An 18,967-nucleotide genomic window follows, 5' to 3' on the forward strand; every position below is an offset into this window, starting at 1 on the left:
CATCGGAACCTGCGCCATGCACCTGATCCAGCTATTGCTCCCGCTTTACGACAATGACGGAAAAGCCCTGCCCAAGCCACTGTTTGCCGAGGTCCGTGACGAACTGATGCAGCAGTTCGGCGGCCTGACCGCCCATACCCGCGCGCCAGTCAATGGGTTGTGGTGTGAAGAAGACAGCCATGCCGTGCGTGACGAGCTGATCATTTACGAAGTAATGGCGTCCGAACTCCACCGCGCCTGGTGGACGAACTACCGCGCCTCGCTGGAAACCCGCTTCCGCCAGGAGCAGGTGCTGATCCGGGCACATGCGGTCGAGCTGCTGTAGCCAGATGACAGGCTGTATCGCGTCGGCACTGATCTGAATGATGAAGATTTAATGAACCCCGGGAGCCTCCCGCTGTCAGTCCTGTCTGCAGCATTACAGGGTCGCAGGCCCAACCCTGGGAGAAAACATCCTCCTGCCGGTATATCTGCCCCTTCGCTTATCGCGACACGCTGCAAAGGAACTCGCCGGCTCCGGGTCCGCTTTCGCGCAGGTCCGCTCACTGAAGCCTTCATCTTTTTTCAACGCGAAGACCGTCATGCCTTTATCTCGTCATCTGCCTGCACTTATTTCCCGTTTTTCCAGGCCGGCCCCTTGCTGCAGCGCCTTTCGCGCCGCTGTACTGGGTACGCTGCTGGCCATCACCGTACCGGCCCAAGCTCAGCAGGCGAGCAGTGAACGCTGGGTCAGCGACAGCCTGAACACCTATGTACGCAGCGGTCCGACCGACGGTTATCGTATCGTTGGCACCCTCAGTTCCGGACAGAAGGTCGAGCTGCTCCAGACCAGCGGCGACTACAGCCAGGTACGCGGCGAAAACGGCGACCGCGTCTGGATTCGCAGCAGCGATCTGCAAGACGTTCCTGGCCAGGCAGAGCGCCTGCCGCAACTTGAGCAGCAGGTTGCCGAACTCAGTGAAGAGCTGCGCACCATCAATGACAGTTGGCAGGCCCGCGTACAGGGCATGCAGGAAACCCTCGACTCACGCAAGGCACTGATCGACGAGCTGGAGGCGCGCCGTACAGCGCTCGACGAAGCGCTCACCGCCACCCAGTCAGAACTGCGCGACGCCCAGGCGCGGCTGGGTGACGAGAACAACCAGGTACTGATGCGCTACATGGTCTACGGTGGCAGCATCGCCGGTGCCGGCCTGCTGGTCGGACTGATCCTCCCGGCGCTGACCCGTGGCCGCAAGCGCAACAGCGGCTGGGTCTGAGGCTGAGGATTCAGGCGAGTTTTCTCTCGGGATTGTCACTGGCGATCAGATCGCCCCAGTCGCCGTGCAGATACCAGTCCTCACCGATCATCTCCGACGGGTGCTGGGTACGGTCGGCGCCGTTGCCGCAGGCCAGCGAATCCGCCGGGCAATAGCGGTCGCAGCCCCAGCAGATGCGCTCGGGATGCGGGGGATTCAGGGGAAACTTCTTGGCCATGCCGACCTCGGCCTGTAGCAGATGGACGACGTCAGGTTACCCAGCGACCCCAGGGTTGAACTTGATCATGCTCAAGAAACGGCGCACCCGGCGTCCGGGCCTCAATCTTCAGAACAGACCGAGCTGATCATCGATCAGCGCTGAAAAGCTGTCGTTCACGAACGGCAGGATGGCATCGGCGATTGGCTGCAGCTGGCGCGTCACGTAGTGGTCGTAGTCGATGGCCGCACGCCGCACCTCCAGCGGTTCCGGCCCGGCCAGGGTCATCAGGTAGCTGATCCAGCCGCCGCTCTGGTATTGCCGTGGCCGGCCCTGCCGCTGATTGTAGTCGTCGGCGATGCGCGCGGCGCGTACATGGGGCGGCACGTTGCGCTGATAGTCGTCCAGCCGGCGCCGTAACCGCTTGCGAAACACCAGCAGCTCGTCCCGCTCGCCAGCCAGGGTGCTGCGCACGTAGTCGCGAACATAGTCCTGATAGGGCTCGCGCTTGAAAATGCGCCGGTACAGCTCCTGCTGGAACTGCTGGGCCAACGGCGACCAGTCGGAGCGCACGGTTTCCAGCCCCTTGAAGACCAGGCCCTCGCTGCCATCGGCGTGAGTGACCAGTCCGGCATAGCGTTTCTTGCTGCCCTCCTCCGCGCCGCGAATGGTGGGCATCAGAAAGCGCTTGAAGTGGGTTTCGAACTGGATTTCCAGCGCGCTGCTCAGACCAAACTCGCGCTGCAGGTGTTCATGCCACCACTGGTTGATATGGCGCACCAGCACCTGGCCGATCTGCGCGGCATCCTCGTCGCCGTGCGCGCGCTTGAGCCAGACGAAGGTGGAATCGGTATCGCCGTAGATCACGCGGTAGCCCTGGGCCTCGATCAGCTCGCGCGTCCTGCGCATGATCTCGTGCCCGCGCAGGGTAATGGAGGACGCCAGGCGCGGGTCGAAGAAACGACAGCCGCTGGAACCGAGCACGCCGTAGAAGGCATTCATGATGATCTTCAGGGCCTGCGAAAGCGGCATGTTGCCCTCGCGCTTGGCCGCCTCGCGGCCCTGCCAGACACGCTCGACGATGGCCGGCAGGCAATGCCGCGTTCTGCAGAAGCGCGCCCCGAGAAAACCTGCCACCGAGTCGCTGTCCGCTGGCTGGCGCATGCCCTCGACGAGGCCCACCGGGTCGATGAGAAAGGTGCGGATGATCGATGGGTAGAGGCTCTTGTAATCCAGCACCAGCACCGATTCGTAAAGGCCGGGGCGGGAATCCATCACGAAACCACCGGGGCTGGCCTGTGGTGGCCGCTCGCCCAGGTTCGGCGCGACGAAGCCCTTGCGGTGCATCAGCGGAATGTAGAGATGCTCGAACGCGGCCACCGAACCGCCGCTGCGATCAGCCGGCAAGCCGGTGACGGTGGCGCGCTCCAGCAGGAAGGTCAGCAATTCGGTTCTGGCGAAGATGCGCGTGACCAGCTCGCAGTCCTTGAGGTTGTAGCGCGCCAGTGCCGGCTTGTCCTCGGCGAACATGCGGTTGATCTCGTCCATCCGCTGATAGGGCGTATCGATGGCCTTGCCTTCGCCAAGCAGGGTCTGGGCGACGTTCTCCAGGCTGTACGAAGGAAAACTCCAGGTCGCCGAACGCAGCGCCTCGATGCCGTCGATGATCAGCCGTCCTGCCGCCGCGGCGAAAAAGTGGTTGCGCCGGCTGCCGTGCTCGCGCCAGCCCATCTCCTCGCCAGCGCGCCCGAGACGCAGCGACACCTGATGACGCTGCGCCTGCTCGCGCAACACGCGCAGATCGAACTGCACCAGATTCCAGCCGATGATCGCATCGGGATCATGCCGCGCCAGCCAGTCGTTCAGCCGCTCGATCAGCTGCCTGCGGCTGTCGCAATACTCAAGCTGGAAATCCACCGCGCTGGCCTCGCCATTGGCCGGGCCGAGCATATACACCTGACGCTGCCCGCAGCCCTCCAGGGCAATGGAATACAGCTCGCCCGTGGCCGTGGTTTCGATGTCCAGGGAAACCAGTTGCAACCGCGGGCGGTACTGCGGCGCGGGCCGGATCTGCGCATCGACCAGCACGCCCTCGGCATCCGGCGTGCCGCTGAAGCTGACCGGCGCGGTGATGAAACGCTCCATCAGATAGCGTTCCGGCGGACGGATATCGGCCTCGTAGACATCCAGTCCGGCCTGTCGCAGGCGCTTGTCGAGGTTCATCAGTTGCCGCTGCTGCTTGCAGTACAGACCAACCACCGGGCGCTGATGGAAGTCGCTCAGATCGAGCGGGCGCAGCTCGACGTCACGTTCGCCCTTGAGCAGCAACCGCGCCTGTTCGCACTGTTCGGCGGGAATGAAGGCAACCGAAGGCTGACAGGGCACGCGAATCCGCCGCGGCCCGGCATCGGTCGCCAACCAGAACTCCACTTCGGTGCCTGCAGCCGTGTCGCGCCAATGCCGGGTCAGGACGAAACCCTGCTGTAGATCCACCGCTGCCCACCTCAATGTTGCTCGAAGCGACCTATTCTACGCGGCATTGCATGAAGGCATCCGCTCAGGCCGACGCATCCTCACCCAGATGGATCACCCGCGCCGCACGCAACATGCATTTGGTGATTTCCGGCGGCGAGAATTTGGTGAGAATGGCGTTAGCCCCGGCAGCCTTGGCCTTGTCGGCGCTGATGGTGCTGTCCAGCGAGGTGTGCAGCAGCACATAGAGGTCGGCATAGTCCCGGTGGCTGCGCAGCGCCTGGGTAAAGGAATAGCCGTCCATTTCAGGCATTTCGATATCCGAGACCACCACATTGATCGCTTCGGCGGTGCCTTTCAGGCGGTCAAGCGTCGCAAAGCCTTCACGGGCGCTACGCACCGCGTGGCAGGTGATGCCCATCTTGCCGAGCGCCGCCAGCGACATGTGCAGGGCCACCTGGCTGTCATCGACGATCAGCGCCCGGGTTTCTCCGAGCAGCTGCGCATCCTGGTCATCGAGCTGGGACATATCGGCTTCGATCGGAGCCGGCACGATATTCAGAATCACCTTTTCCACGTCGAGAATCTGCACCAGTTGACCGTCGATTTCCGCCGCGCCGGTAATAAAGGAATTGGCACGTGTCCCGTAAGGCGGCGGCAGAATCTTCGATGAGGGAATATGCACGATCCTGACCACCGACTGCACGTGCAGCCCCTGCTTGAAGCGGCTGATTTCGGTAACGATCAGGCAACCACCCTGGGCATCCTGCAGGGGCGGCATGCCGATGGCCAGACTCAGGTCGATGACCGATAGCGGCTGGCCTCGCAGCGTGGCGACGCCGCGCACATGCGGGTGCGATTCGGGAAGGCGGATCAGCGAGGGGGTCGGAATGATCTCGCTGACCTTCAACAGATTGATCGCCATCTGTTTGCCGCTGCGCAGCGTGAACAGCAGAAGCGACAGAGAGCCGGTGGCCGATAAAGTATCCATGCATGGTCCTGTGGAGAAAGCCGGTTCGTCACCGGGATTCATTTCGATACAGGACACTATCGACCGGCCTGGCGGAATCTTCAGTCCGGCGGCGCGACTTTTCCCTTCATGAGGCGGGCACCGAAGCATCGGTAGCGATCAGGTCGACCTGCTTGCCGGCTTTCTGCATTTTCTTGCGCGCGCTGATGCTGGCCACGCATTGATCCTCGTTGTTGAGGATGACGATGCATTCCAGACACTGGATGCACTCATCGTAGTCGATGCGACCATCGCGCCGGATGGCGCCGATCTCGCAGTGATTCCGGCAATGCTGGCAGGGCTGACCGCAGGCATCGATGCGCCTGAGCCAGGAGAACAGCCGGAATCTGCCCAGTACCGCCAGCCCGGCTCCGAGCGGGCAGACGTAGCGGCAATAGAACTTGTGCACGAACAGCCCAAGCCCGAGCAGGATCAGCGCATAGAGCACGAACGGCCAGGAGCGCACGAAGAACAGCGTGATGCTGGTCTTGAACGGCTCCACCTCCGCCAGCCGCTCGGCCAGGGTCAGCGAATAGAAGGCCGCAGGCACCAGGCCGATGAGTATCAGGTACTTGAGCCACTGCAGACGCAGATGGAGGGGCTCGGAAATCTTCCACTGGCGAATGCGCAGCCGCTTGGCCACCCAGCCGAGCATTTCCTGCAGCGCACCAAAGGGGCACAACCAGCCACAGAATACGCCACGCCCCCAGATGAACAGCGTGACGAAGGTGAAGCTCCAGAGGATGAAGATCACCGGATCCATCAGGAACACGCGGATATCGAAGTCCTTTGCGAGTGCCAGCAAGAGGGTGAAGATATTCACCACCGACAGCTGGCCCTGCGCATACAGGCCGATGAATACCAGGGTAAACAGCAGGAAGCCCGCGCGGAACAGATGGAAGCCCCGACTCTGCTGGCTGATGCGATGCTGCCAGATGAACACCCCGCTCAGCACCATCAGCGACAGCCCCAGCAGGCCGACCTGCCACCAGCGCTCCTGCCACATACGCAACCAGATCGGTACGGGCCTGGCCTCGGCCTTGGCTTCCTGGATATCGAACAGCTGCGCATCGAGCTGGAAATCACGGGTGAAATCGACCTTGGTTTCCACCAGATGATTACGCCGCAACTGCGCGATCAGACGCAAGCCGGACGCCTGCGCCGGGTTGAATGCCGCGTGCGACTTGATGCGGAAGATATGTGCCTCGCCATCGCTGATGGGCGAGTCGAGCACATCCAGTACCGCGCCGTTATTGAAGTTCATGTCGTGCAGTTCGATGGCATGCTCGTTCTGCATCAGCACGATGCGACTGGGCGCCGTGGCCGGCACGAAGTCGTCCGGGACGTGGGGGTACATGCCCGAAGACATCACCAGCAAGGCCTGCTCGCCCGGCTTCAGTTCCTCGTTGAGCCGTGCAAAACCCGCCTCACCGAGCAGGTTGCGACCGATGAGGGGCGCATTCAGGTAGGCGAAATGCAGATCGGCGAAGGCTGGCTGGTCCAGGTCCAGTTCCGGATAGCCATCGAGCTCATGTCCAAGGCTTTTTTCCACCTCTTCACGGGTCAGGGTCCAGTGTTGAACGAGGCCGCGTTCAAGCAACTGATTCCAGTCGAGCGGCTCGTAAAGATCCATCTTCGGCGTTGCCAAGGGACTGCTGGCAAAGCCGTCCAGCAGCTTGCGCGCAACCGTAAGGGCCGACAGCAGAACCGTCTCGTTGAGAATGACCACCGAGACCGTAGCCTTGCTGACATTATCGATTCGCGTGACCGAGTCACCTTCGCTGGCACCCTGCCGACCGCCGACGATAATCGGCTTGCCAATGGGCTTGAGACGGTACTGATCGACGAAATCGTACAGCGACTGCTCGCCCAGCCCATGCAGGAACACCGGTTCGTGGTGCTCCAATACCTTCACCCCTGCCAGCACACCCTGGGGGTTCATGCCGATCAGCAAGCGTATCGGCTTGCCGGAAAAACCCTGCAGATTCGAGTAGTCACTGGATTCGAAGGCATAGCCGATCAACTCGTCGAGCTGGTAGACACTGTAGACCGGCGGCTCTTCCTGCTTCGGCTCGATGCGCGTGGCCTTGGGGAACAGCTGCATGATCCAGGCGTCCATTTCCTGGGCGTAGCCTGACGGGCTGGCGAGGATCAGCAGCATCAGCAGCGCACGGGCATACGACGAAAAGCGGCAGCCGGTCATGGGGGCCTCGAACCTTATTATTGTGCTCTCATGCTAGCGAGCACCCGCACCGGCACCATGCGACTTGCCGGTCGATCAGGCAGTACTTCAGTGCCGGACAGGGTCTATCCGAAAGGCAACCGCACGGGCAAACAGGCAGGAGGAAAGTCCCCCATGAGCCATCAAGACGCACAGGTTCGGCACGATGAAAGTCGGCAGCGCTATGTCCTGGAAATAAACGGTCAGCCTCTGGGCTTTGCCCAGTATCAGGAAGAAGGCGACCGCCAGGTTTTCACCCACACCGAAATCGACGACAGCCTCGCCGGCCAGGGCATGGGCAGCATGCTGGCGCGCGCAGCGCTGGACGATGCCCGCCGGCGCGGCAAACGCATCGTGCCGGTCTGTGCGTTCATCGCCGCCTATGTGAACAAGCACCCGGACTGGAGCGACGTCCTAGACCAGCCCGCCTGAAGCCGCGAAGGGCTAACATGGTGGCCGCGAAACCTGGAACAGGACACGTAATGGACCGCACCAACCGCAAGATCGATCAGCTGCGACGGCAGATTCCCGGCTTCGCCTGCGTGCCGGGCTGTCATGATTGCTGCGGGCCGGTCACGGCCTCATCCGAAGAAATGGCGCGGCTGCCGCATAAAAGCGACGCCGAACACGAGGCCGCGCTGGAGCACTGGAACTGCGTGCACCTCGGCCCGCAGGGCTGCGAAGCCTACGACGAGCGACCGCTCATCTGCCGCCTGTTCGGCACCACCGCCAGCCTGCCCTGCCCACACGGGCGCGGCCCGGCAACGGCCACCACGCCCCTGGTGGAAAAACAGGTGCATCAACTTATCGCCAGCACTCGCCAGGTACTGGTCTGACGCCGCTCACGAACAAAGGCCCATAAACCACGAAACCCCGTTGACTAGGCGGGGTTTCGCTCAGGCTGACAGCGCCGGTCAGGCAGCAGTTGACTGCCGGGCTGCAGCGATGGGTACAACGACAGGCTCAGGCAAACCCAGGGACTGCCCCACCACATCGCCAATCATGTCCGCCGTGATGGCGCTCAGGGTCCAGCCGAGATGGCCGTGGCCAGTGTTGTAGAACACGCAAGGCGAGTTGCCGCGCCCGACCTTGGGCATCATGTTCGGCATCATCGGGCGCAACCCGGCCCATGGCACGACGCTCCGGGTGCTGACGCCGGGGAAGCACTCATTCACCCATTCCACCAACGGGCGAATGCGATCGGCGCGAATGTCGTGGTTGTAGCCATTGAACTCGGCAGTCCCGGCTACGCGCAGGCGATGATCGCCAAGGCGGCTGGTCACCAGCTTGGTTTCGTCATCCAGCAGGCTCACCGTCGGCGCAGCGGCACGACTGGCTTCATCGTTGAGATTGACCGTGATCGAATAGCCCTTGACCGGGTAGATATTCACCCGGTCGCCCAGTTGCGCGGCAAGCGCCCGGCTGGCGGTACCGGCGCAGACGACCATGCCATCGAAATGCAGGGTTTCTTCACCGCCCGCCGTGCCAAGGGTGACGCTGGCCTGCTTGCCATCGGTGCCCACGCGCTTTACGTCCTGGCCATAGCGGCAATCGACGCCAAGGCGGATCGCCGCCGCTGCCAGGCCGTTGGTGAACAGGTGAATATCGCCAGTGGAATCGCACTCGGTGTAATAGCCGCCGTAATACTGCCCGGCCAGAGTCGGCTCGATGGCACGCATCTCGTCCGGCGTTACGCTGCGCCGCGGCAAGCCGCCGGCGGCCAACAGTCTGGAAACTTCGCCGGCATGCTCGAAGCCGGCACGATCCCGGTAGATATGCAGGATACCGGCCTTCTTCAGGTCGAAATCGATGCCCTCTTCCTCGGCCCAGGCAAACAGATGCTCACGCGCGGCGATGGCCAGACGCGCGGTTTCGGTGGTGTTATTGCGGTATTGAGAGATGGAGCCGATGAACTCGGCGAACCAGGAAAGCTTGTGCCAGCTGGGTTTGGGATTGACCAGCAGTGGCGCATCGCTCTTGAGCATCCACTTCATGCCCTTGACGATGGTCGACCAGTGGTTCCAGACCTCGGCGTTCGACGCGGAAAGCTGCCCGCCGTTGGCGAAGGAGGTTTCCATCGCGGCATAACGGTGCTTTTCGAACAGGGTGACATTGAAGCCGCGCTTGGCCAGTGCGTAGGCCGTGGTGATACCGGTGATACCACCACCAATGACAGCGATTGTTTTCATTGTGTCGCTCCAGAACGTCATAGGGATTGGAGCCCGTCCGCGATATGCGGATCAGGCGCCCCCTCTGTCCTGGACCTGAGAGTTTTCACGAGCGAACTCGCTTGCTCCTTCGGTGCGCCCGGCTGACGATTGCCCGGCGGCTCTTCAGAGTTCAACAGCGGTATCGGTCCTTTTGCCTGAGAGTTTCCGGGGCGGTTGCTCCTTCGGCGCTGTCAACGGCCATGCCGAAACAGTCTCTCCCGATACCACTTGCATCAGTTCCTGCGGTTCTACAGCAGGCCCGCGGCAAAAGATAGTCCAGAAAGGATCGATCCGACAGCCGTACTTCGACTATCGGATCAATTTCCCGCATCACCACTGAAGAACCGGAGCCTACCTCGGCAGCCGGAAGGTGATGAAACTGGCTCTTCCCTGGCGCAGCACCCGCATCGACACCGAGCGATTGTGTGGCAGCTTTTCGACGATCTGACCGAACGTCTTCACCGAGTCGATGGCCTGGTTGTTCAGATGGGTGATCACATCGCCCGGACGCAGGCCGATCATCGCCGCCGGGCCGTTGCCCACTTCGCTGATCACCACGCCACCTTCCAGATCCAGTGCCCGCTTCTGCTCAGCATTCAGCGCACTAACCGTCACGCCCAGGCGGTTGTCGCTGAGTTTGCCCGAACCACTGGCCGCAGCGAGAGTTTGCCCCTCATCCGGCAGCGCGCCGATCTTCAGCTTGAGAGTCTTGCGGCTGCCGTTGCGGAGCACTTCGAATCTGACCGTGGTATCCGGCTTCAGCGCGCCGACCTGATGCGGCAGATCACCGGAGCGGTCGATAGGCTTGCCGTTGATGCTCAGGATCACATCACCCACCCGCAGCCCGCCTCTGGCAGCCGGCCCGCCATCCATCACCTGCGCCACCAGGGCACCGGCGGGACGCTCCAGACCGAAAGATTCGGCCAGATCCTTGTTCACGTCCTGGATAACCACGCCGAGCCAGCCACGGCTGACCTTGCCGTCTTCACGCAGCTGATTGGCGACATCCATCGCGACATCAATGGGGATCGCGAACGAAAGCCCCATAAAGCCACCGGAACGGGTGAAAATCTGTGAATTGATGCCCACCACCTCGCCGGCCAGATTGAACAGCGGACCACCGGAGTTGCCCGGATTGATCGCCACGTCCGTCTGGATAAAAGGCACATAGTTCTCGTTGGGCAGGCTGCGGCCAATGGCGCTGACCACACCGGCGGTCACCGTATGATCGAAGCCGAACGGCGAGCCGATGGCGACCACCCACTCCCCCGCCTTCAGCTTCTCGGAATTGCCCAGCTTCACCGTGGGCAGGTTGGCACCTTCGATCTTCAGCACCGCCACATCACTGCGCGGGTCGGCCCCCACCAGCTTGGCCTGCAGCTCACTGCGGTCCGGCAGGCGCACGATAATTTCATCGGCATCGGCCACCACATGGTTGTTGGTCAGGATGTAGCCGTCATCGGAAATGATGAAACCGGAACCCAGCGACTGCCCTTCGCGGCGGCGATCCGGCTGCTGCGGCATCCGCCGCTCGAAGAATTCACGGAACATCGGCGGTATGCCCTCAAGATCGGGCATTTGCGCCGAGGCACCGCGTACCGGCTGGTTCTGCCGGGTACTGATGTTCACTACAGCCGGCGAGGCATCCTCCACCAGCGGCGTGAAGTCAGGCAATGCGGCCTGGGCAGCGAGCACCTGTCCAAGCAGGGCGACACCCGCCACAACGGCCAGGAAATGACTGCGAAGAAACATGATCGATTATCTCCCGACGTCAATATTGATTGCGATCTGCCACGAACAGACCTGACGGACAAGCAAAAAACACAATGGCCTGCTCGGGATGCTCAGCACATGCCAACCACCCCGATGAAGCACCTCGGGACGAATTTACGCCAACCACGGTCAGCTTCGTGTGAAGCGGAGGTAAAGGGAACGTAAGGTATCGATGCGCTCCGGAGTCATTCGCCGCTGCTGTCAACAAGCTGTAACCCGAGCCAGGCAACCTATGCAGCGTGGAAGGCCAGGACGGCTGGCGCAGGGATGCGATCCCGACACATACGACAGCGCAACAGGAGGCTCCATGAACGGCAAAACTCTGGAAAACCTGGTCAGACAGTTCGATCCCGACACCAAGCCGCCACTGGAGTTGTGGAGGCAGCGGCATAGAGGCAAAGGCGATTACCGCCCAAGCGCCGCCGCGCTGGTCCGCCGCGTCACGCTGGATGTCAGCGTCCAGGCTGTCGAAGGCTGGAGATAGCAGCGACGCCCAAACGATCCCCATGCCGCTGAAGGCCAGCCAGACGCGCCCACACGCTTGGTACCAATCTGGGACCACCCTCGCAGCCGTTCCCGCATCCCAGAAACGCCGAAGGCCCCGGAATACGGGGCCTTCGGTTCGCGATATGGCGGAGGAGGTGAGATTCGAACTCACGGAAGAGTTTCCCCTTCGACGGTTTTCAAGACCGTTGCATTCAACCGCTCTGCCACTCCTCCGCAGAGAGCGGGCGCAATAGTACCGGAACGAAACACACTGTCAAACTCTGTTGTCAGCTGGTAACAAAAGCTCTGCTATGATCCGGGACAATTCGTCTCAGGCTGAATACATCTACAGGAGTGTCGCCATGCAGCAACAATACGCATCTACGCACACACAGGTTGAACAACGGGAAGTCAGCCGTGTCTTGCGCAATACCTATGGCCTGCTGGCCCTGACGCTGGGCTTCAGCGCGCTGGTCGCCTACATGGCCATGCAGGCCAACGCCGCTTATCCCAACATCTTCGTGGTGCTGATCGGTTTCTACGGTCTGTTCTTCCTCACCGCCAAGCTGCGCAATTCCGTCTGGGGCCTGGTATCCACCTTCGCCCTGACCGGCTTCATGGGTTATACCCTGGGACCGATCCTCAACATGTACCTGGGCTTGGCCAGCGGTGGTGAGCTTATCGCCTCAGCCCTGTCGATGACGGCACTGGTGTTCTTCGGCCTGTCCGCATTCGTGCTGATCACCCGCAAGGACATGAGCTTTCTCAGCGGCTTCATCACCGCCGGCTTCTTCGTCCTGCTGGGCGCCATGATCGCCAGCTTCTTCTTCCAGATCAGCGGTCTGCAACTGGCGATCAGCGCCGGCTTCGTGCTGTTCTCCTCGGTCTGCATCCTCTACCAGACCAGCGCCATCATCCATGGCGGCGAGCGCAACTACATCATGGCCACCATCGGCCTGTATGTTTCGCTGTACAACCTGTTTATCAGCCTGTTGCAGTTGATGGGCATTATGGGTGGCGACGACTGATAGCCGCCCGCTGAATCAGCCCGCTTCGGCGGGCTTTTTTGTTGATGCGCCAGGCATGGCGCGTTGCGCGCAAGCGCAACCAGCTTGGCTGTGGTGTGTCGTGAGTGTCTGCAAATCTGAAGGAAGCCCAAGGCAAAATGCTGGCCTGATGAACAGGAAGCCGGCAGAGGTAGCGTAGCGGAGTAAGGTGGCAATGATCACTAAAACCCAGTACTTGCGGCGTAAATCCGACAGGTATAACCAGGAAGGCCGCACGAATGACCCTGGGATATCTGCTCTGCCTGCCATCTGCTACCGACATCGTGAGATGACGGGATGGATGAACAGAAGTCAGCAGAGGTCGTAGTTGCTGCTCGAAACTGGAGTGGCGAAGGGCCGAGCTTGCCATGACTAGATAGTCAGGCGTGATCTCTGCTGGAGCGTAAAGCAGAAACCCTGCGAACTCTGTCTGTCAGCAGTCAGCAACCGCCGCATACGGAACCGTGCGTACGGTGGCGTAAGACGACGACGGGGCAACCCCACTCCTTAACTGCTATTTACTATGGTCCGCCCAATACCTTTCCCGTAGGGCGAGCTTATCGCAATGATAATATTGACCATATTTCTCAGCGACGCAAATAAATATTGAAGTCAATATCCCTAGTAGCCAGAATGGCTTGCACGCGATTATATACATTGAGCTTATTCAAAATCGTCGATACATGTGCTTTGACCGTTGACTCAGCGACACCGAGGTTGTGAGCGATCTGTTTGTTCGATTCCCCTTTGGTCATACGCTCCAGGACTAGTAGCTGTTTGCGCGTGAGCGCTTGCAGTATATGGGGTGGGATGCGGTTTTCATTATATTGAGCACCGTGAGTGCTGGCTCGCTGGTTGCGGATAATGTCCAAAGGTAGGTACACATGGCCATCGAGGATCTGCTTGATCGCTTCGGCCATTTGTGAACGCGCTGAGGTTTTGGTGATGAAACCACAGGCCCCATAAGTAATGGCCCGCAGGACGATCTGCCTATCCTGCTCGGCAGAGATAATTGCCACCGGAATAGTCGGTGCTTCGTTGCGTATAGTGATCAGACCGTTGAGCCCATGCATTCCGGGCATATTGAGGTCCAGCAGGATCAAGTCAAGGTCTTCATTTTCCAGTGCCAGTGCCAATGCGCCATCGAAGTCGGCGGTTTCAAGAATATCGCTGCCTGGAAAGCTATCTCGTATGACGTCATGGATGGCTTCGCGAAACAGTGGGTGGTCATCAGCAATCAGCATCTTGTACAAGGTCTGGGCACCTCATTGTTTGGTTGTGGTGGCGCAGATCCTGCGGGGCTTATACACGGACTTGTACTACTCTATGATTTGTATGGCTTCTTGCGAATACTGGGCAGACCGCTCTGCTTGATCAGCAGTGCTTAGTGGCGCTGGTACCCAAATAGCCTTGTCGGGAAGATTATCTATCTGGCTCATGGGAAGAGGTAATAGATTCAGCTATTACTGCGACGCTTCCTGATCAGTTAGATCAGAAAGCGTTTCGACATTGGTTTCCAATGTTTCCGGAAAAACCTTGCTAGCCTATCCTTAACTTGGACTGGGAAAGTCCAAGCTATCAGGTGGTTACTTGGCTATGTGAGTTTCAGAAAACGTGAAGCAAGCGAAGGTTTAGACGCGAATCTTCTTTGTAGCCGTTTTCAACTGAGACATCACGACCAAATGTTGCAAGCAGCTGGGTTCTAGGGCTGACAAAATAAGAGCCCCCGGCCATGAATTTTTCTTGTTTGCTTTCGTTGTTCTGGCTTATACCCTCGACCTCTGTTTCCCCACCCCATATACGGGAATAGCCAGTGTGGATGGAGAGGTTTTCGCCAATCTTATATCGAAGAAAACCTTGCATCTGATACTGAGGGTCTTGCTCAAGCTTCAGTCCAGCTGGTGTGTAGTCATCGTTATCACCGAAAAGGGTAGCGTCAGCAACAAGGTCGAGGCTGATTTTATCGGTAAGAGCACGCATGTGACCAACTTGAAAAACATACTTCCAGCGATTCTCTCCGATATTAAGTGGCCTGTTCTTGTCATATCTACCCAAAGGGAGATGAAGGTACTGAGTGACTGCCAGTGTTTTACTCGTGGTTGACCCCTTAGTGTATATGGCGCTGCCTAGGATTGGGTCGCCCATGCCGCTCTCGCTGCCGAACGCACCACTTTCACCACCTGTGGATATGTGGGCGAAGGGCAGGATTAGTTGGAAGTTTGTTAGATGCCCTCTGATATCCTTGTAGCGCACAGCCCTGAGCATTGCAATGTCGGTATCATATTTGTGCTTGTCGCTGACTTTATCTCCGCCTTGGTACAGGTTATTTCGTTCTGCGTGCTGCATATAAAGCAAACCCAGCGTTGTGTCTGGGGGTACCATGTCATAGTCGCCTGGGTCAACATCCAGGGCATAGCAAAGAATTGGAAATTGAAATAAGAAAACAACTGAAAGCGATCGAGATTTTAGCTTAATGTTGCGGACTTTCTTCTGTTGAGAGGCTGTTTTTAGAGACTCTTGAAGGCGTAGAGAATATGCTTTTATTATTGTTTTCATGATTTTTCCAAATATTCATAAGTTTAAACTGGAGGGTGAGTACAGGAAGCTGTTCTCAGTTTTCAAGCTTATTTTTATGGAGCAGGGTATGCCAACAGTTCGGATAGGTGAGAGTCCACCTGCTTTAACATTTCTGCATCAGTTCCGAAAAGCCCAAGGTGCCCATCTACTGAGTTCAGAGGTTTGAACTCGCTATTTGGAATCAACTCTTGTTCGGCCTGAGCATCATTACAGGTGAAAAACATGTCATGGGAGATTGGCATTACGTAGGTCTTGGCCTTAATGCGACCTAACGCTGCGGCGAGATCGCCGTTGGTATTTCGACTTACATCACCCCGTTGCCATTTCCAGGCCATGGACAGCAAGTTATTAGGGTCCATCTCCGCGAAATAGGTGGTCATGAAGTCCTCGACGAAGGCCGAAACTGATTCAAAGCCCAAGGCTTCATGCCGATTGGTGCGGAAAAATTCAGTACTCCAGCCCATCACCGTCCAGAGCTTTGCATGACGTTTAAGTCCTGCTGCTACTTGGTCTACCGAGACGTACCGGCCATCCCGATAGCCCGGATCAGTTGTGATGGTTTCAACGAGTGTTTCTGTGAATACAAAGTCATGTGCACTGTTGCATGCTGTTCCCGCCATGCAGGCGGCGCGCTTCACAAAGTCGGGGTAGCGTACAGCCCACTCATAGGACTGCTGGGCCCCCATCGATCCGCCGACGACGAGTGCCAGACTTTCAAGGCCAAAGTGCTCGGTTAGCAATCGGTGCTGGGCGCGTACGTCGTCAGCTATCCTTACCTTCGGGAATTTCGGGCCAGCCATGGCCGCTGTACTGTTGCTTGGCGAGGTAGAGAGGCCATTGCCGATTTGATTGACGATGATGATGCAGTATTTTGAAGGGTCTAGAGCGCGGCATTCGCCGATATAGGCTTGCTCCATGATCTTGCTTGTACCGGAGTACCAGGTTGGAACAAGAATTGCGTTCCTCTTGTCGGCGTTGAGTGTTCCGTGTACTGCTACTGCCAGGTGGCAGTCAGGGATACTCCCGCCTTCCTCAAGCTCAAGAGTTCCGATGTTTATCAGTTCGAAAGGACCGTGATTTTCTTGCGAGTAGTAATTTGCCACGTCAGTTATCCTCATATATATCTGTCACGGCATAAGTTATAATACCGTGACAGTTTTATCGGGCGAGTGAATGTGACACTAAATAATATTAAAGCCAGGATAACCCTCGGCGGCTATCTGGTCACAACGCTGGTGGTAGTTGCCTGCACCGCCGATATAGGATAGAAGGCGACGCGGTTTACCATCTACGTTTGACCCCATGTACCAAGAGTCAGTTTTTACAACCAAAGTAGCGGAAGCTACTTCATCGTGATGCCGCACCCACTGATCTTCAAACTCGGCGGTCGCTTCGATGGTTTTCTTGCCTAGCTTGCCTGCAAAGTCGATACAGCCGGTTATCCAGTCGACCTGCTGCTGCAGGCAAGTAGTCATATTGCAGAGCGCGGCGGACGGTGCGAGTGGCGCACCAGTGGTGAACAGGTTGGGGTAACCGTGTATCTGTAGCCCCATCGAGGTACGGATTTCCTGCTGCCACTGCTCTTTTAGTGAACGATCATCGCGACCGCGAATATCGATGCGATTGAGTGCGCCGGAGCCAGCGTCAAAGCCCACGGCCAGCACAATGATGTCAACTTCGTGCACCTTGCCATCTGCTGTTTGAATGCCTTCGGGAACGATTCGCTCAATAGGGGCTTTTTTGCAGTCGACTGCTTCGACATTATTTTGCAAATAGACTTCAAGGTACTTGTTTTCCAGCGGTACACGGTGAGTTCCGAAGCCATAGTCGGTGGAAGAAGGAATGAGCAGGTCGCAAAGTTCCGGCTTAAAGTGAAGGCGCTTTCGCATCTTTTCGCGCACGAACTCAGAAACCGCTTCACTTACCTGCTCATCAAAGAACATTTCAGGGAAAGAGGCGAGCCAGAGTGATAGAGAGCCATCTTCCCATAGGTTCTCCAGCACGGCACGGCGCTCGTCAGGAGTCTTCTCAGCCCAGGTTCCGGCACCGAAGTCGTAATCGAAGCCGGCAAAGGTTTCTCGCACGCGCTTCTTGAGCTGGTGGAACTGTGAACCCCACTTTTCCCAGTCTTCCTTGCCGTATTTGGGGTTCTTCATTGGAATTACGTACTGGGGGGTACGCACAAAGACCTTTAACGATCCAACCTCGGGTGCAATGGTCTGGATCACCTGGATGCCGGTGGCACCGGTACCCACCACAGCCACACGCTTGCCCTTGAAGTCCACTGGTTCTTTTGGCCATAGGCCGGTGTGGTAAATCTCACCCTTGAAGCTAGCTTGGCCGGAGAAGCGATTGGTCAGCGGAGCGGACAGCATGCCGCAGCAGGCGATCAGGTACTGGGTGTCGATTGTTTCGCCGGCCTCGGTTGTTACTTTCCAGCGGCCGCGCTCCTCGCAGTAGTGGGCTGAAACAATACGGGTGTTGAACTGGATATCTTTTTTGAGATCCAGACGGTCCGCCACGAAATTCAGCCACTCTTCGGTTTCGGGCTGCGCGGGGAAACGCTCGGTTGGCTGCCAGGATTTATATAATTCTTCCGAGAACCAGTACTGATATATCTCAGCTTGGGAGTCGAAGCGAGCTCCGGGATAGCGATTCCAGTACCAAGTACCGCCGACACCTGAGGCAGTGTCATATGCACGAACATTAAAGCCCATCTCGCGAAGGCGATGCAATTGATATAAGCCGGCCACGCCTGCGCCAATCACCATTGCATCCAGTTGCGTTACTTTATCACTGGTGGAAGACGCAGGACTAATTTTCGTTAGAGAACCCATTGTTAAACCTCATTTTATTATGTTTATTTAATTTTACTGTCGGACTTTTTAAAGCAGAGCGAAACGGCAAAGCACGGAGAGACCTTAACAACACAGCGGGTAGTTGTTCTTGAAGAAAACGGTGAAAATATTGAAGATTTGGCAGGGGCTTTGATTGATTGTTGAGGCCGCTGTCTGAGCGATCTGCTGGCGCTACGGAAGCCCTGAAAAAGCCTTGTGCCGTGGCTCCCGCCCCCGCGAAGATGTGGGGCAGAAGCCCAAGTACTGCAGCGCTTCTGGATTCCCGCCTGCGCGCACTACTGTCCGGCACGTATATTGCCGATGAAGCTGAAAGGCTTGTGAAACCTGGGAGTACGGCTTAAACCGTAGAGCGCCAACTCAATCTCACAGGTTTCACAAGATGTTCAGGATAAGCCGTTTCCACGATCTGCTCAAAGCCCTCCCTCGCGGCGTCTTCGAACGCCTGGTCAATCAACAAGGAACTGACCGTCACAGCCGGTGCTTCACCAGTTGGGATCACCTTGTTGCGATGCTTTACGCCCACCTGTCTGGGGCAGGCAGCCTGCGTGAGCTTGAGGCCAGTTTTAATAGTCAGTCCAATCACCACTATCACCTGGGGACGGCTGCGATCCGGCGCTCAACGTTGGCCGAGGCCAATGGCCGGCGTAGCTCCGAGGTCTTTGCTCAAGTGGCGCAATACTTGATGGGCGGCGCCAGTCGTCAGCAACGGCGAGAGGGACAAGAACTGCTGTACCGTAACCGCTCCATAAACCCCACCTTCAACTGACCTGTCCGTTCCCGGATGCTGGGCTCCCTGTTTTCCCCAGTGGAGCCCCGTCATGATGCGTCCCGACGCCAAGGTGCAGAAGGTCTACCTTTAC

General features: G+C 58.3%; 17 protein-coding genes, 1 tRNA gene and 1 riboswitch. Of the genes, 7 read left to right on the top strand and 11 right to left on the bottom strand.

Going from position 1 to position 18,967, the window contains the following annotated elements; genetic code table 11:
• Window positions 1-16 precede the first annotated feature (16 nt).
• Window positions 17-325, top strand: a complete 309-nt coding sequence (locus tag G7020_RS17440) for a hypothetical protein (protein WP_181086408.1) — start codon at window positions 17-19, stop codon at window positions 323-325.
• A gap of 256 nt (window positions 326-581) precedes the next feature.
• Window positions 582-1,259 carry a TIGR04211 family SH3 domain-containing protein gene (locus tag G7020_RS17445; protein ID WP_181086409.1) on the top strand — a complete coding sequence of 226 codons (678 nt, stop codon included), beginning with the start codon at window positions 582-584 and terminating at the stop codon, window positions 1,257-1,259.
• Between the two features lie 10 nt (window positions 1,260-1,269).
• Here G7020_RS17445 and G7020_RS17450 read toward each other — a convergent pair whose 3' ends face one another.
• From G7020_RS17450 to G7020_RS17465, 4 genes are all read right to left on the bottom strand, one after another.
• On the bottom strand, window positions 1,270-1,476 hold the full coding sequence (locus G7020_RS17450) for a DUF3079 domain-containing protein (protein WP_181086410.1): 207 nt from the start codon (window positions 1,474-1,476) through the stop codon (window positions 1,270-1,272).
• 108 nt (window positions 1,477-1,584) lie between these two features.
• Entirely contained in the window at window positions 1,585-3,948 is a 2,364-nt protein-coding gene (locus G7020_RS17455) for a DNA polymerase II (RefSeq protein WP_181086411.1), read from the bottom strand.
• 64 nt (window positions 3,949-4,012) lie between these two features.
• The gene (locus G7020_RS17460; protein ID WP_181086412.1) at window positions 4,013-4,918 is read right to left on the bottom strand and encodes a chemotaxis protein CheV; all 906 of its coding nucleotides are present in this window, start codon (window positions 4,916-4,918) and stop codon (window positions 4,013-4,015) included.
• 106 nt (window positions 4,919-5,024) lie between these two features.
• Window positions 5,025-7,139 (bottom strand): NosR/NirI family protein, encoded by a 2,115-nt coding sequence (locus tag G7020_RS17465; protein ID WP_181086413.1) that lies wholly within the window; start codon window positions 7,137-7,139, stop codon window positions 5,025-5,027.
• 153 nt (window positions 7,140-7,292) lie between these two features.
• Between G7020_RS17465 and G7020_RS17470 the strand changes: the two genes are divergently transcribed.
• Both G7020_RS17470 and G7020_RS17475 read left to right on the top strand, forming a co-directional pair.
• The gene (locus tag G7020_RS17470; RefSeq protein ID WP_181086414.1) at window positions 7,293-7,589 is read left to right on the top strand and encodes a GNAT family N-acetyltransferase; all 297 of its coding nucleotides are present in this window, start codon (window positions 7,293-7,295) and stop codon (window positions 7,587-7,589) included.
• Window positions 7,590-7,639: 50 nt separating this feature from the next.
• Window positions 7,640-7,993, top strand: a complete 354-nt coding sequence (locus tag G7020_RS17475; RefSeq protein WP_181086415.1) for a YkgJ family cysteine cluster protein — start codon at window positions 7,640-7,642, stop codon at window positions 7,991-7,993.
• 78 nt (window positions 7,994-8,071) lie between these two features.
• On the opposite strand, the gene G7020_RS17480 is transcribed toward G7020_RS17475, so the two are convergent.
• Together G7020_RS17480 and G7020_RS17485 are read right to left on the bottom strand one after the other, a co-directional pair.
• Window positions 8,072-9,346 carry a D-amino acid dehydrogenase gene (locus G7020_RS17480; protein WP_181086416.1) on the bottom strand — a complete coding sequence of 425 codons (1,275 nt, stop codon included), beginning with the start codon at window positions 9,344-9,346 and terminating at the stop codon, window positions 8,072-8,074.
• 154 nt (window positions 9,347-9,500) lie between these two features.
• Window positions 9,501-9,598, bottom strand: a riboswitch (glycine riboswitch).
• A gap of 120 nt (window positions 9,599-9,718) precedes the next feature.
• Entirely contained in the window at window positions 9,719-11,119 is a 1,401-nt protein-coding gene (locus G7020_RS17485; protein ID WP_181086417.1) for a DegQ family serine endoprotease, read from the bottom strand.
• Between the two features lie 328 nt (window positions 11,120-11,447).
• On the opposite strand from G7020_RS17485, the gene G7020_RS17490 reads away from it, so the two are divergent.
• Window positions 11,448-11,624, top strand: a complete 177-nt coding sequence (locus G7020_RS17490) for a hypothetical protein (protein WP_181086418.1) — start codon at window positions 11,448-11,450, stop codon at window positions 11,622-11,624.
• Window positions 11,625-11,770: 146 nt separating this feature from the next.
• On the opposite strand, the gene G7020_RS17495 is transcribed toward G7020_RS17490, so the two are convergent.
• Window positions 11,771-11,860 (bottom strand) — tRNA-Ser (locus G7020_RS17495).
• Window positions 11,861-11,988: 128 nt separating this feature from the next.
• On the opposite strand from G7020_RS17495, the gene G7020_RS17500 reads away from it, so the two are divergent.
• Window positions 11,989-12,654, top strand: coding sequence for a Bax inhibitor-1/YccA family protein (locus tag G7020_RS17500; protein ID WP_181086419.1), 666 nt, complete (start codon window positions 11,989-11,991; stop codon window positions 12,652-12,654).
• 605 nt (window positions 12,655-13,259) lie between these two features.
• Here G7020_RS17500 and G7020_RS17505 read toward each other — a convergent pair.
• The 4 genes from G7020_RS17505 to G7020_RS17520 form a co-directional block, all read right to left on the bottom strand.
• Window positions 13,260-13,925: a response regulator transcription factor gene (locus G7020_RS17505; protein WP_181086420.1), complete on the bottom strand. Its 666-nt coding sequence runs from the start codon at window positions 13,923-13,925 to the stop codon at window positions 13,260-13,262.
• A 352-nt stretch (window positions 13,926-14,277) separates the two neighbouring features.
• A complete protein-coding gene (locus G7020_RS17510; RefSeq protein WP_181086421.1) occupies window positions 14,278-15,228 on the bottom strand; it encodes a transporter in 951 nt (316 codons plus the stop codon).
• A gap of 74 nt (window positions 15,229-15,302) precedes the next feature.
• On the bottom strand, window positions 15,303-16,352 hold the full coding sequence (locus G7020_RS17515) for an alpha/beta fold hydrolase (RefSeq protein WP_181086422.1): 1,050 nt from the start codon (window positions 16,350-16,352) through the stop codon (window positions 15,303-15,305).
• A gap of 78 nt (window positions 16,353-16,430) precedes the next feature.
• Window positions 16,431-18,086, bottom strand: coding sequence for a flavin-containing monooxygenase (locus tag G7020_RS17520; protein WP_181086423.1), 1,656 nt, complete (start codon window positions 18,084-18,086; stop codon window positions 16,431-16,433).
• Window positions 18,087-18,486: 400 nt separating this feature from the next.
• Here G7020_RS17520 and G7020_RS17525 point away from each other — a divergent pair, with 400 nt between their 5' ends.
• Entirely contained in the window at window positions 18,487-18,873 is a 387-nt protein-coding gene (locus G7020_RS17525) for a DUF4372 domain-containing protein (protein ID WP_258189381.1), read from the top strand.
• The last annotated feature ends 94 nt before the right edge of the window (window positions 18,874-18,967 follow it).

It is taken from the genome of Stutzerimonas stutzeri, assembly GCF_013522825.1.
In the GTDB taxonomy this organism is placed as follows: domain Bacteria; phylum Pseudomonadota; class Gammaproteobacteria; order Pseudomonadales; family Pseudomonadaceae; genus Stutzerimonas; species Stutzerimonas stutzeri_AK.

Bases quoted from the DNA above. Each gene is read 5' to 3' on its own strand.
- G7020_RS17440 (WP_181086408.1), top strand. From the start codon at position 17: ATGCACCTGATCCAGCTATTGCTCCCGCTTTACGACAATGACGGAAAA.
- G7020_RS17445 (WP_181086409.1), top strand. From the start codon at position 582: ATGCCTTTATCTCGTCATCTGCCTGCACTTATTTCCCGTTTTTCCAGG.
- G7020_RS17450 (WP_181086410.1), bottom strand. From the start codon at position 1,476: ATGGCCAAGAAGTTTCCCCTGAATCCCCCGCATCCCGAGCGCATCTGC.
- G7020_RS17460 (WP_181086412.1), bottom strand. From the start codon at position 4,918: ATGGATACTTTATCGGCCACCGGCTCTCTGTCGCTTCTGCTGTTCACG.
- G7020_RS17465 (WP_181086413.1), bottom strand. From the start codon at position 7,139: ATGACCGGCTGCCGCTTTTCGTCGTATGCCCGTGCGCTGCTGATGCTG.
- G7020_RS17470 (WP_181086414.1), top strand. From the start codon at position 7,293: ATGAGCCATCAAGACGCACAGGTTCGGCACGATGAAAGTCGGCAGCGC.
- G7020_RS17475 (WP_181086415.1), top strand. From the start codon at position 7,640: ATGGACCGCACCAACCGCAAGATCGATCAGCTGCGACGGCAGATTCCC.
- G7020_RS17480 (WP_181086416.1), bottom strand. From the start codon at position 9,346: ATGAAAACAATCGCTGTCATTGGTGGTGGTATCACCGGTATCACCACG.
- G7020_RS17485 (WP_181086417.1), bottom strand. From the start codon at position 11,119: ATGTTTCTTCGCAGTCATTTCCTGGCCGTTGTGGCGGGTGTCGCCCTG.
- G7020_RS17490 (WP_181086418.1), top strand. From the start codon at position 11,448: ATGAACGGCAAAACTCTGGAAAACCTGGTCAGACAGTTCGATCCCGAC.
- G7020_RS17500 (WP_181086419.1), top strand. From the start codon at position 11,989: ATGCAGCAACAATACGCATCTACGCACACACAGGTTGAACAACGGGAA.
- G7020_RS17510 (WP_181086421.1), bottom strand. From the start codon at position 15,228: ATGAAAACAATAATAAAAGCATATTCTCTACGCCTTCAAGAGTCTCTA.
- G7020_RS17520 (WP_181086423.1), bottom strand. From the start codon at position 18,086: ATGGGTTCTCTAACGAAAATTAGTCCTGCGTCTTCCACCAGTGATAAA.
- G7020_RS17525 (WP_258189381.1), top strand. From the start codon at position 18,487: ATGTTCAGGATAAGCCGTTTCCACGATCTGCTCAAAGCCCTCCCTCGC.